Below are 12,090 nucleotides of genomic sequence, written 5' to 3' on the forward strand. Positions count from 1 at the left end.
CTCAGCCCCGGCGTTTCCTTAAGAATTTCGTCGGGTGCCTATCGCAATTCGGGAGTCCGGTCAAACAGCTCGCGATGCGTACGCACCGCATAGGTGTCGGTCATGCCGGCGAGATAGTCGCCCACATGGCGGGCTTTCTGACCGTCATTGAGACCGGAAATGTGGTTCACCCAGAAGTGGCTTTTCATCAGCTTCGGGTCGGCCATGTAGGCATTGAAGAGATCGGTGACGATCTCGGCAGCGGCGGCGCGGATCCGCATGATGTCGGGATGGCGGTAGATGCGGCTGAACAAGAGCTTCTTGATCGCCTTGTCGGTCTCGGCCATCTGATCGGAGAAAGTGGCGATCGTCATCGAGGCTGCCCTGATATCCTCCACGCTCTGCGGCTCGACCTTTTTCAACCGCTCCTGTGCCACGGAAATCACGTCTTCGACCATCCGCGTGATCTGGCGGCGCATGATCTCGTGGGTGAACCTGTCAGGGTCGAGATGCGGATAACGATCGCGCACTTCCTTCATCAGGCCGGCAAGGAAGGGCACCTCCTCCAGCATGTCGAAAGTCAGATAGCCGGAGCGCAGGCCGTCATCGATATCATGGGTGTTGTAGGCAATGTCGTCTGCGATGGCGGCAACCTGGGCTTCGAGGCCGGCAAAGCTTGCCAGTTCCAGGTCATGGATCTCGCAATAATCGAGGATCGGCTGCGGAACAGGACCACGTGTCCCCTGCCCGTCTTTCGTCAGCAGCGGGCCATTGTGCTTGACCAGGCCTTCCAACGCTTCCCAGGTGAGGTTCAGCCCGTCGAAATCGGCATAGCGTCGCTCCAGCTTGGTGACGATGCGCAGCGACTGGGCATTGTGGTCGAAGCCGCCATAGGGCTTCAGCACCTCGTGCAGAGCATCCTCGCCGGTGTGGCCGAAGGGCGTGTGGCCGAAATCATGGACAAGCGCCACGCCTTCCGCCAGATCCTCGTCGAGCTTCAGGGCACGCGCCAGCGCCCGGGCGATCTGCGCCACCTCGATCGTGTGGGTGAGACGGGTACGATAGTGATCGCCATCAGGCCCGATGAAGACCTGGGTCTTGTGCTTCAGCCGGCGAAAGGCGGTCGTATGGACGATGCGGTCACGGTCACGCTGGAAATCGGAACGGGTGAGGCTTCCACCCTCCTCGAAGAGCCGGCCACGGCTTTTCCACGGATTGGTGGCATAAACCGCCCTCTCGCCGGTGCCGAAACCCAGTGCCGCTTGATCGATCGTCATGCGCGTGCCGCTTGCTCCCCATTGACGCAACTCGTGTGCCTTCATACCTATAGCGGACAAAGCCGCAAGGCGATGCGAGTTCCGAACCGGTTTCGGACCGCCACGCCGGATAAAAAATCGCGCTTTTGCGTGACAATGTGGTGATTTGCAGAGACTAAGACCGTTTTCACCGGGCCTTGAACCCGGCAGGAGGCCAAATGAGCACCGAAACCGTCACCCTTTCCGAAGCCGCTGCAAAGCGAATCGCGGCGATCGTTGCTGCCGAAGCCGACAAGCAGGCACTCCGCGTGTCGGTGGAAGGCGGAGGCTGTTCCGGCTTTTCCTACAAGTTCGACCTGGATGGCCAGCCCGCCGGCGACGACATCGTCATAGAGCGCGATGGCGCCACCGTGCTGATCGACCCGATGTCGATCATCTACATGGCCGGGTCCGAGATCGATTTCGTCGACAACCTGCTTGGCCAGTCCTTCCAGATCAAGAATCCCAATGCGGTGGCGAGCTGCGGCTGCGGCACCAGCTTCTCCGTGTGAGTGATGATGAAAATAGCCACCTGGAACATCAACGGCGTCAAGGCGCGCATCGAAAACCTGTGCCAGTGGCTTAAGGACAGTCAGCCCGACATCGTCTGCCTTCAGGAGATCAAGTCCGTCGACGAGGGTTTCCCACGCCTCGAGATCGAAGCGCTCGGCTATCATGTCGAGACCCATGGCCAGAAGGGCTTCAACGGGGTGGCGCTGCTCTCCAAGATCAAGCCCGACGAAGTCAATCGCGGCCTTCCAGGCGACGATACCGACGAACAGGCCCGTTTCATCGAGGGTGTCTTCTCGGTCGAAGGTGGCGTGGTACGCGTCGTCTCGCTCTACCTGCCGAACGGCAACCCCTCCGATGATCCGGTCAAGTATCCCTACAAGCTCGCCTGGATGGCGCGCCTTGAGGCCTTCGCACGTGACCGCATGGCGCTGGAGGAGCCGCTGATCCTGGCCGGCGACTACAATGTCATTCCCGAGCCCCATGACGCGAAGGACCCGAGCCAGTGGGTGACCGACGCACTGTTCCTGCCGCAGACGCGGGCTGCATTCCGGAGGCTGGAAAACCTCGGCTTCGTTGATGCCGTGCGCGCGACGAATGACGAGACGCCGCTGTTTTCCTTCTGGGATTATCAGGCCGGTGCCTGGCAGAAGAACAACGGCATCCGCATCGACCACCTGATGCTGTCGCCGGAAGCCTCTGACCGCCTGCGGTCGACCGCCATCGAAAAGCACGTACGCGCCTGGGAAAAGCCGTCCGACCACGTGCCGGTCGTGGGGCATTTCGCTTTCTGAAAGACTGAGTGGATATCAGACATGAAAATGGGCGCCGAGGCGCCCATTGTCGTATCCACCGTCTTAAGACCAATCAGTCGGCCTGTTCGTAGACCTGCGGCGCAAGTGCGACGGCCACGCGCCGATCATCCTCTGATGCCAGCGAGAAGGCGCGTTCCTGCAGCTCCTGCATCCAGGGACAATCCTTCGGATTGCAGCGATCGAGCGCGGCTGTCAGGAAGGCAAGACCGCGAACGGTCTGGCCTTCTTCGAACAACACGTTGCCAAAGACGGACATGGCGCCGGCATGGCCGCTCTTACGGGCCATGTTCAGCCACTTCTTGGCTTGCTGGACGTTCACGCCGCCGCCCTCGCCCGCCAGGATCATGCGCGCGAGCTGGAACTGCGCTTCCGGCACGCCGAAGGTCGAGGCTACCTGGAAGTAGATCTGCCGGGCCTGAGAGAGATCCGCCTTGACCGGGCTGTTGGGAATGCCTTGACGATAATAACGGGCAAGCGACAGGAGCGCGTTGACGAAAAAGCCGGTATCCGCAGAACCGGGCTCAACGCCCTGATTGGCGATTTCCGCGTAGATCTTAAAGGCCTCGAAGTCGTTTTCGACGACACCGTCACCGGCCGCATACATGTTGGCGAGCGCCCAGCGCGACCCCGTGTGGCCCTTCTCGGCTGCATAGCGATAGGCTTCGACGGCCTCTTCCTTCTGCCCCTTCTTGTAGGCATTGAAGCCGAACTTGAAGAGGTCGAAGGGACCGGACTCCTTGTTGACGCCGGTATTGATGTCAAAGGCGCGGGCGGACGGGCTTGATGACAGCAGAAAGGCTGCCGTCAGAAGCATTGCCGAAGTCTTCCAGTCACCGAGACGCATGGGTCCGCACAATTTCCAAGTCATGATGGACATCAGAAGCCGCGCCCCGCATTTTCGGCGAAGTCGGCTGCGCCCGATTTGAAGAATACAGTCAACCGATGAACAGACGGTTCATAATCGTTTTTCCGATCGGAGCTTCCATCCCGGCTCATTGTCGATTTTGTCAGCATAGCGAGCAGACTAGACTGGCTTTCCGGCAAGACCGGGGCGATCGACCGCGGTGCCTCCGTTTTTCCTTTTAAACAGTCTGGCCGCTTCCCAAAAGCGACCGAAGTCATTGCATTCAGCACCGAATTTTCGCCCCAGAGGCTCATGTGAAACTCTTAACGCCACCACCGGAAACAGCCCCCGCCGTTTCGTGCAACACCGGTGCTCTCCGTTTGTGGCGGGAAATGGACAAATTGGGCACACGCGCACCCCGCCGCGAAGGATAGATGGGCTGTTGCAGATTCATCACATTCTGGAAAGCTGAAAGACGGTTGCAAGGCTCGAAACGAAAGAAGCCCGGACAAGCCGGGCTTCAATCAAGTCTCAGCGTCGAAAGATCAGAAACGAACCTTCAGCGAGGTCGAAACTGCTGCTGCGAGGTCGGTGCCGAAGTCGTAGCTGGATCCGGCGCCATAGGTTTCGCCTGCCAAGACAACCCGGCCGGACGAACCAGACGTCAAAACACTCAATGCACCGGCAAGGCGCAACTCGACATTCTCAGTCGGCGTGTACGATACGCCAGTACCGAATGTCCAAGTGTCGGTCTGGAAGCCGAAGCCCTGCGACGTGCCGCGATCCCAGGTCAAGCTACCCGCGACGCTCCAATGATCGTTGATCTTGTGACCAACGCCACCAGACACCGCCCAACCATCCCGGTACCCCAGATCCAGGGTTGCCACCTCTTGGTTGTTCGCCCGGTTGAAGAAGCGAATCTTCTGAAGCTGGCTCCAATCGGTCCATTTCACGGAACCGAAAACCAGCCAGCCGGGCGCCACGCCGCTCTGCACCTTCATTTCCAACGAGTCTGGCATGTTCGCAGACCCGTAGACATTCTGCAGCGCTCCACCGGCAATGACGAGACGGGTGTCACGAGTGCCGGTGATGTCATCGAGCTTTACCTGGCTATTGTAGACGAGACTTGCGCGCAAAGCATATTCTTCAATCTCGTAGGCAGCGCCGATGCGCCAGCCGTAGCCGTCTCCTTCGAGATCAAGACGCCCAACACCCGTAAAGCCTGCCGCCGGAGCGGGGTTTCCGAGCTTCTCCTGGAAGCCATTAAGCTCTTGATAGAAACCACCACCAATCAGACGCAACTGACCCGGGCCTACATCAAACTTGTAGGAGCAGGTCAAAGCATAGTTGTGGCTGTTTACCTTGGTCTCAACGTTATCGTTGGCGCCCGCCCAGCTTGTCCCAGGCTTCGTGTGAGAGCCCCATGGCTGCGAGTAGTCAGCCATGCACTCAACGCCCTCGGTGAGGCCTGCCTTGAACCCCACTCGCGGTACGAAATAGTTCTCGGTCTGAGTCCCACCGTCACCGCGCGGGGTCAAGTTGCCGTTGGTAGCGTCCGTATCGCGCACATTCTTAAGAGAACGATCCGGCGCAACATAGGTCACACCGCTCTCGAACACATACTGGCCCGGATCGAACAGAAGGTCGATGTTGTAGCCGGCCCGTTCAAGACCGCCCGCCTGCGCGCCTCCCACGAATGCGCATGCTGCAATCAGACCGAGTGCGGTTGTCTTCATCAAATGGTTCGCCATGTCTCTCCCCAATTCAGGCAAAACTGTGATTGGGCATACTAATGATGTATGACGGGATGGCAATCGGGTGACGCAGATCACAGGAGTGTTCCATTACAGAAATTTTTACGTAATGTTTTTGACGCGCACGTCAATACGAGCCTTTCTTGGATGATATTTCCACACCCAGGCGTGAAGCGACCCTGATTTAGAATCTTATACTCACTACGCGACCAAGCGTTGCATCACGGCCACAGGCCCGCCCATCGTGATTGATGACCGAAATTTGAGCATCTTGCCCTTCATCGACCTCCGGACCCATCCAGAGCAGAAGAATACCGGCCAGAATCGATTTCAGCGCCTCCAGATGCAAGGCTTTTCAATAGTGCAATGCAACAACAAAAAGGCCGGATGAGGAATCCGACCTTTAGAATATCATTCCTGAGGTGTGGGCGGTTCAACCGGCCTCGATAACCCTCGAAAGCGCAGTCAAAAGGCTCGCCTTTTGCGTTTCGAGTTCCTGCTGGCGTTCACGCTCGGCAGCAACCACCTCGGGATTGGCATTGGCGACGAACTTCTCGTTTCCGAGCTTGCCGGCAATGCGCGCCAGCTCCTGATCAACCTTTGCGATCGCCTTTTCGATACGCGCCTTCTCAGCGGACAGATCGATCAGGCTCCCCAGCGGCAGGCAGGCGGTCGCCTCGCCGATGACGATCTGGGCGGCGCCCTTCGGCGCGGCATCGGCAACGGTGATCGTCTCGACGCGGGCAAGACGCTTGATCGCAGCATCGTGGCGCAACAGCCGCTCCTGGGTGACACCATTGGCGCCGACGACCACGAGCGGTGCGACAGCACCCGGAGGTACGTTCATTTCCGACCGGGCCGAGCGGATGCCGGTAACGAGGTCGATCAGCCAGTTGATATCAGCTGCAGAATTCTCGTCGGAGAATTCCGGAGCCGGCCAGTCGGCATGGCAGAGCAAAGTATCACGCGAAGCACCCTCGCCTGCGGTATGGGCCCAGAGCTCTTCGGTCATGAAGGGCATGAAGGGGTGAAGCAGCTTATAGATCTGCTCCAGCACATAGGCGGCGCAGGCCTGTGCTTCCTTCTTCGCCTGTTCATCCTCGCCCATGAAGACGGGCTTGAGAAGTTCCAGATACCAGTCGCAGAACTGGTTCCAGACGAAGCGGTAGAGGCTGCCGGCGGCGTCGTTGAAGCGATAATTTTCTATCGCCTCAGTGACTTCTCCCTCCGTGCGGGCAAGCTCGGTCAGGATCCAGCGGTTGATCGCCAGCGACGCCGTTTCCGGCAGGAAAGCCGGATCGGCCTTCACGCCGTTCATCTCGGCAAAGCGGGTGGCGTTCCACAGCTTGGTGCCGAAGTTGCGGTAGCCGGCAATGCGGGCAGGATCGAGCTTCACGTCGCGGCCCTGGGCCGCCATGATCGCCAGCGTAAAGCGCAGTGCGTCGGCACCATATTCATCGATCAGCTCGAGCGGGTCGATGACATTGCCCTTCGACTTCGACATCTTCTGGCCGTTCTTGTCGCGAACCAGCGCGTGCACATAGACCGTGTGGAAGGGTTCGACCGGATTGCCTTCCTCATCCTTCATGAAGTGCAGGCCCATCATCATCATGCGGGCGACCCAGAAGAAGATGATGTCGAAGCCGGTGACGAGAACGTCGGTCTGGTAATATTTCGCCAGTTCCGGCGTGTTGTCCGGCCAGCCGAGCGTCGAGAAGGGCCAGAGTGCCGACGAGAACCAGGTGTCGAGCACGTCCTCGTCGCGGGTCAGGATCTCGCCCGGCTTGAAGTTTTCGAGCTTCTCCTCGACCCACGCCTTCCACGGACCTTCATGGGCAATGTAGTGCTGGATGGCGGCGTGCAGCGCCTCTTCCTCGGTCTTCTCGACGAAAACCTGGCCATCGGGGCCATACCAGGCCGGGATCTGGTGTCCCCACCAGAGCTGGCGGGAAATGCACCAGGGCTCGATGTTTTCCATCCACTCGAAATAGGTCTTTTCCCAGTTCTTCGGCACGAACTTGGTGCGCCCCTCGCGAACGGAACCAATCGCCGGTTCTGCCAAGGTCTTGGCATCGGCAAACCACTGATCGGTCAGCATCGGCTCGATGACGACACCGGAACGGTCGCCGAACGGCTGCATGATCTTCTTGGATTCGACATAGGGAATGTCGTTGCCATCGGCGTCCTTGGTGGTGACGGCGAGACCTTCGGCATTGATCGCCTCGACGATCCGCTTGCGGGCTTCGTAGCGGTCGAGACCGCGATACTCTTCCGGCACCAGATTGATGTCGTCGACCTCGGCCTCGTTCGGCAGATGGCCAGACTTGGCGATCTCGAGCGCCCGTGCTGCATAGACGGCATAATCCTCGCCATCGGCGCGCATCTTCGCCTGCGTGTCCATCAGGCGATAAAGCGGGATCCTGTTGCGGCGGGCGACCTGATAGTCGTTGAAGTCATGCGCGCCGGTGATCTTGACCGCGCCTGAGCCGAATTTCGGATCGGGATATTCGTCGGTGATGATCGGGATCAGGCGGCGATGCTCCTTCGGCCCGACTGGGATCTCGCAGAGCTTGCCGACGATCGCGGCGTAACGCTCATCCGAAGGGTGGACGGCAACCGCACCGTCGCCGAGCATGGTCTCAGGCCGCGTCGTCGCGATCGAGATGTAGTTGCGCTCTTCCTGGAAGGTGACGTTGCCGTCCTCGTCCTTCTCGACATAGGTATAGGTTTCTCCACCCGCGAGCGGGTACTTGAAGTGCCACATATGGCCTTCAACTTCCTTGTTCTCGACTTCGAGGTCGGAAATCGCGGTCTCGAACTTCGGGTCCCAGTTGACCAAGCGCTTGCCGCGATAGATCAGGCCTTCCTTGTAGAGCGTGACGAAGACTTCTAGGACGGCGGCCGACAGGCCTTCGTCCATGGTGAAGCGTTCGCGCGACCAGTCGCAGGAGGCGCCGAGGCGCTTCAGCTGGTTGAAGATCAGGCCGCCGGATTCTTCCTTCCACTCCCAGACCTTCTCGATAAAGGCCTCGCGGCCCATGTCGCGGCGGGTGACGTTCTGACCGCTTTCGGCCAGCTTGCGCTCGACAACCATCTGGGTGGCGATGCCGGCATGGTCCATGCCCGGCTGCCACAGCACATCCTTGCCGCGCATGCGCTCGAAGCGGACCATGATGTCCTGCAGCGTGTTGTTCAGCGCATGGCCCATATGCAGCGAACCGGTCACGTTTGGCGGCGGGATCACGATGGTGAAGGTGTCCTCGCCCGGCTTGGCGTTTGCACCGGCACGAAACGCATCGGCGTCTTCCCATGCCTTGGCGATTTTCGGTTCGACGGCGGCTGAATCATAGGTCTTTTCGAGCATTTTCCGACCGGATTTTCGAGTTCTGGATGGGGGTTTGTAAATAGGACTGGCAAAACCAAGTCAATAAAAAAGGCCGCCCTTGCGAGCGGCCCATGATCCCGGAGGATGCTTCAATCAGCGTCGCGGACCGCGGGCGACGCGTTCGATTTCCTCCCGCACGAGGCGCTCCACCAGCGTCGGCAGGTTGTCGTCGAGCCAATCCTTCAGCATCGGGCGCAGCATTTCCTCGGCCATCTCGTCCAGCGAACGGCGCTCGGTACCGTCAAAGGCGGCGGCGAGTTCGGAGAAGGAGCGCGAGACCTGCTCGACGGTCGCGGCAGACACCAGTGCCGTCAGGTCACGGCTCTCATGCTCTGGCTCGTGGCGCAGTTCGAGGGAAGGCATGATCGGCTCTACCCGCTCGTCCGTCGCCGGATACTCCGGCTCCATGGGGGCATCAAGGAAAGTCGGCTCCTTGCGCTCGACCTGCACCTCGAGCGACGCCATGCGTGCCATCACCATCGGCGAGGCCGGATCTTCCGCACGCTCGACACCGGGCATGGCAGACTGCAAGACCGGTTGCGACGAACCTGTCGTCAACGAGGGGCGCAGCTGCTGATCGCGCATTTCGGATAGACGCGCCGCCATCATTGGTGCCGGCGCCCTTGGCTGCTCTTCCGCAACGGAAGGCATTTCGCGACGCGGCTGGGTCACGGTGACTTGCACCGGCGCGGCCGAGATTGTCGGCGCCTGCGGCTGGACCGGACGCTCCATTCGATCGGATGCCGAGCGCACACGGGCGGCGAGATCAGCGAGAGAAACGCTTCTTGTGGATTCCGGCGCTACCGGCTGGGCTGGCTCGCGATGTGGAGGCAGTTCCGCCTGCGGCAGCTCGCGCTGCAGCATCGGGAAGGACGGACCTGCATCATTGGCCGCGACAAAATCGCCGCCGTCATAGGCGCTGTCGGCATCGCCGGCGTCCTGTTCCTCGAACCGCGTCGAGGCCTCCAGTGACGGGTTGCCGCCGTTCACCGGATCATTGCTCTCGATGATCCGGCGAATGGATGCCAGGATCTCTTCCATGGACGGTTCACGCGCTACGCTTGGCTGAGCCATACTAATCCCCGTTGTCCTCAGAAACGATCGACCCCGAAGTTTGCCGCTGGGCCAATTCGCGCTCACCCTAGGATACGCTCTTGCGGAAAAAAATCACGCCCAGGCAATGAATTGCCGTGATGCACAGCTTTGTTGCGCCGGCACGAAAAAGCCCGCACGCGGCGGGCTTTTTGAAAATGCGCTCTGGGCTTTCGCTCAGAAGACGAATTCGGCAGCCTTGCGGAAGCCCGGCAGCGGCTTCACGGCGGCATTGAAATACTCGGTGTAGGAAGTGATCCCGCCGTTCTTGACGTAGAGACGAGCGCGCGCGGCATTGCCGTAGCCGACAACGGCCACCAGACGACCACCTTCGCGCAGCTGCGTCAAAAGAGCCTCGGGCAGGTGCTCCACGGCACCGTTGACGAAGATCACATCATAGGGCGCCTCGGCCGCATAGCCGTCTTCGAGCTTTGCGGAAACGACGGCAACATTGTCGTAGCCGAGTTCGGAGAGTGTTGCGGTCGATTTGGCGACCAATACTTCGTCGCTTTCAGTCGCAACAACCGAACCCGCGAGCAGCGACAGGAGCGCTGCAGCATAGCCGGCGCCACAGCCAATCTCGAGCACGACATCGTCCTTGGTGATCACGGCCAACTGCAAGAGCTTGGCAAGCGGCGACGGCTCCATGATGTAGCGCGGGGGATTGCCGTTGGCAGCGGGCACCACCTGCATGTCCTCGTCGATATAGGCGAGTGGCTTCAGCTCGGCCGGAACGAAGGCTTCGCGCGGCACCGAAAGGAAGGCGGTCAGCACGGAATGGGACGTGACGTCCGTCGTCCTGATCTGATTGTCCACCATCTTGGTGCGTGCTGCTGCGTAATCCATCATTTCATTCGCGCCCCGTGTCGACCGGCCATAGCGGCTTATTCATCCCGTGTCTTTAATTGCAGCCCGAGACGCTTTCAAGCCGGTCTTCCCGTCGCGCACCAGAATATCGCGGTTGCGAAGTGACGCAACCGCGCGGGCAGTTGCGCAATATTGCCGATGCGGCAGCGAATGAACGTCTCGATCTGGGGAAGTTCGGATGGAGGCCTCGCCCGGAATTGAACCGGGGTACAAGGATTTGCAGTCCTCTGCGTCACCACTCCGCCACGAGGCCATCCGAGTAGAAAAGTGCGTGTGGTGGCGCGGATTTAGACGCGTTCCAAAAAAACCGCAAGACCCATTTTCTGAAAAGAGGCCTTTTAATTTTCTGAAATGATGTTCGCGATGGGTTCTCGGCATAACCAATTTATGCCCAGCGTGTCATTGATTAAGTGCGCCTTAGGTGCTGCGATAAGAGGAGTTATCTTGGAGGTGCGCAGCCATGCCATTCAACATGCAACTGATCTCAAACCATGGCTCCACGAATCCGATCGTTGCTAGACTAACGCTACAGACCTTTGAACTTCTCAAATGGATCGAAATATCTGACGCGCAACAGAATCGTTTGACCGGGCTGATGCATCAGACCCACTTGCGCCTTCTCAGGTGTTACGACCACGCATACCGCATAAAATTGGCAGAGCGTGACCAACTCGAGCACTGGCAAGCCAGCGGTCCTATCAACCCCAAGAAACTCCCCTACGTGATAGATCTCGAGGCGGATGTCGAAGGGTTCCTGATGACCGCTACGCAATACCTCAGAGATCTGGTCCCTGTCTTCAATACTCTCTGGGGAGCGTCGTTTAAACCAGAAGCTCGGCGATTTTGGCGGATGCGAAGTCAATCAAGCGAGGCTGAGAAGTGGAGCATCAAGACGCTCGGGCCCGACCACCCGCTAGTGCCATTTCTACAGGCAAACGAGCCATGGATTGCCGAACTGATAAAGAGAAGAAATGCAGTGGAGCACCGTGAGGATGGTCGGGATCGACTAGTCATAGATAACTTCCGCGCGCTCGGGCCGACCATAGCACCCCCTGCATGGGGTCGGGAAACTCAGGCGCGGAAAGCTGTGATGAGCCCCATCGTCGCCGGGATGGAAGAGTTGCTTTCTTTGCTGCTCAGCTTCGGAGAAGAGCTGTTTGTTATCGCTGTTATGGCGCGACCTCGATGGAAACACGTAGTTGTCCGGGAGATTCCTGAGGAGATGAGAAATCCCAACTGCCCAATCCGCTTCATAACAACGCTTGACGAGGAAATGGCTAAGCATTTGACCGAGGCCGCATCGAGAACAAACTAGGGCTTCGGCGAAGAGAAGAGGCTCAAGGCCATATCGAAGCGAAAGATTTTAAGTCTCTCGCGTCTACCAATTTCTTTACGCGCTGCAAAAACGGCGAGCGCGCGTAGGACAAGCGAAGGTCTTGGAATTCAAAAACCGACGCGCACGTGCTGATCCCCGCTCAGGCGGAGGCGAACCTAGCCAAGATTACGTGCTGCGGCGTACCAATCGTTGCCAGAAGAGCGGACGCCAATT

The 12,090-nt window shown here is 59.2% G+C and carries 10 protein-coding genes and 1 tRNA gene; 3 read left to right on the plus strand and 8 right to left on the minus strand.

Features of this window, described 5'->3' with window-relative positions; translation table 11 throughout:
• Nucleotides 1-38 precede the first annotated feature (38 nt).
• Nucleotides 39-1,256: a deoxyguanosinetriphosphate triphosphohydrolase gene (locus AC1PUL_RS08875; protein ID WP_480467923.1), complete on the minus strand. Its 1,218-nt coding sequence runs from the start codon at nt 1,254-1,256 to the stop codon at nt 39-41.
• Nucleotides 1,257-1,453: 197 nt separating this feature from the next.
• On the opposite strand from AC1PUL_RS08875, the gene erpA reads away from it, so the two are divergent.
• Entirely contained in the window at nt 1,454-1,786 is a 333-nt protein-coding gene (erpA, locus tag AC1PUL_RS08880) for an iron-sulfur cluster insertion protein ErpA (RefSeq protein ID WP_480467924.1), read from the plus strand.
• A gap of 6 nt (nt 1,787-1,792) precedes the next feature.
• Nucleotides 1,793-2,578, plus strand: coding sequence for an exodeoxyribonuclease III (gene xth / locus AC1PUL_RS08885; RefSeq protein WP_480467926.1), 786 nt, complete (start codon nt 1,793-1,795; stop codon nt 2,576-2,578).
• 73 nt (nt 2,579-2,651) lie between these two features.
• Here the strand turns inward: xth and exoR are convergent, their stop codons facing one another.
• The 7 genes from exoR to AC1PUL_RS08920 all read right to left on the minus strand — a co-directional run bounded on the left by exoR (nt 2,652) and on the right by AC1PUL_RS08920 (nt 10,794).
• A complete protein-coding gene (gene exoR, locus AC1PUL_RS08890; RefSeq protein WP_480468544.1) occupies nt 2,652-3,413 on the minus strand; it encodes an exopolysaccharide production regulator ExoR in 762 nt (253 codons plus the stop codon).
• 62 nt (nt 3,414-3,475) lie between these two features.
• Nucleotides 3,476-3,757, minus strand: a complete 282-nt coding sequence (locus tag AC1PUL_RS08895) for a hypothetical protein (RefSeq protein WP_480467927.1) — start codon at nt 3,755-3,757, stop codon at nt 3,476-3,478.
• 231 nt (nt 3,758-3,988) lie between these two features.
• Nucleotides 3,989-5,194, minus strand: coding sequence for an OmpP1/FadL family transporter (locus AC1PUL_RS08900; RefSeq protein WP_480467928.1), 1,206 nt, complete (start codon nt 5,192-5,194; stop codon nt 3,989-3,991).
• A 436-nt stretch (nt 5,195-5,630) separates the two neighbouring features.
• Nucleotides 5,631-8,561, minus strand: a complete 2,931-nt coding sequence (locus tag AC1PUL_RS08905; protein ID WP_480467930.1) for a valine--tRNA ligase — start codon at nt 8,559-8,561, stop codon at nt 5,631-5,633.
• 114 nt (nt 8,562-8,675) lie between these two features.
• A complete protein-coding gene (locus AC1PUL_RS08910; protein WP_480467931.1) occupies nt 8,676-9,656 on the minus strand; it encodes a PopZ family protein in 981 nt (326 codons plus the stop codon).
• 195 nt (nt 9,657-9,851) lie between these two features.
• Nucleotides 9,852-10,520 (minus strand): protein-L-isoaspartate O-methyltransferase family protein, encoded by a 669-nt coding sequence (locus tag AC1PUL_RS08915; protein WP_480467932.1) that lies wholly within the window; start codon nt 10,518-10,520, stop codon nt 9,852-9,854.
• Between the two features lie 200 nt (nt 10,521-10,720).
• Nucleotides 10,721-10,794: transfer RNA gene (locus tag AC1PUL_RS08920), tRNA-Cys, on the minus strand.
• Between the two features lie 207 nt (nt 10,795-11,001).
• Here AC1PUL_RS08920 and AC1PUL_RS08925 point away from each other — a divergent pair.
• Nucleotides 11,002-11,856 (plus strand): hypothetical protein, encoded by an 855-nt coding sequence (locus AC1PUL_RS08925; RefSeq protein WP_480467933.1) that lies wholly within the window; start codon nt 11,002-11,004, stop codon nt 11,854-11,856.
• Nucleotides 11,857-12,090 lie beyond the last annotated feature (234 nt).

It is taken from the genome of Rhizobium sp. P43, from assembly GCF_056730705.1.

What these genes read in the sequence shown, in the direction of transcription:
- xth (WP_480467926.1), top strand. Translation starts at nt 1,793, where the DNA reads ATGAAAATAGCCACCTGGAACATCAACGGCGTCAAGGCGCGCATCGAA.
- AC1PUL_RS08910 (WP_480467931.1), bottom strand. Translation starts at nt 9,656, where the DNA reads ATGGCTCAGCCAAGCGTAGCGCGTGAACCGTCCATGGAAGAGATCCTG.
- AC1PUL_RS08925 (WP_480467933.1), top strand. Translation starts at nt 11,002, where the DNA reads ATGCCATTCAACATGCAACTGATCTCAAACCATGGCTCCACGAATCCG.
- AC1PUL_RS08905 (WP_480467930.1), bottom strand. Translation starts at nt 8,561, where the DNA reads ATGCTCGAAAAGACCTATGATTCAGCCGCCGTCGAACCGAAAATCGCC.
- AC1PUL_RS08895 (WP_480467927.1), bottom strand. Translation starts at nt 3,757, where the DNA reads ATGAGCCTCTGGGGCGAAAATTCGGTGCTGAATGCAATGACTTCGGTC.
- erpA (WP_480467924.1), top strand. Translation starts at nt 1,454, where the DNA reads ATGAGCACCGAAACCGTCACCCTTTCCGAAGCCGCTGCAAAGCGAATC.
- AC1PUL_RS08915 (WP_480467932.1), bottom strand. Translation starts at nt 10,520, where the DNA reads ATGGATTACGCAGCAGCACGCACCAAGATGGTGGACAATCAGATCAGG.
- AC1PUL_RS08875 (WP_480467923.1), bottom strand. Translation starts at nt 1,256, where the DNA reads ATGACGATCGATCAAGCGGCACTGGGTTTCGGCACCGGCGAGAGGGCG.
- AC1PUL_RS08900 (WP_480467928.1), bottom strand. Translation starts at nt 5,194, where the DNA reads ATGGCGAACCATTTGATGAAGACAACCGCACTCGGTCTGATTGCAGCA.
- exoR (WP_480468544.1), bottom strand. Translation starts at nt 3,413, where the DNA reads ATGCTTCTGACGGCAGCCTTTCTGCTGTCATCAAGCCCGTCCGCCCGC.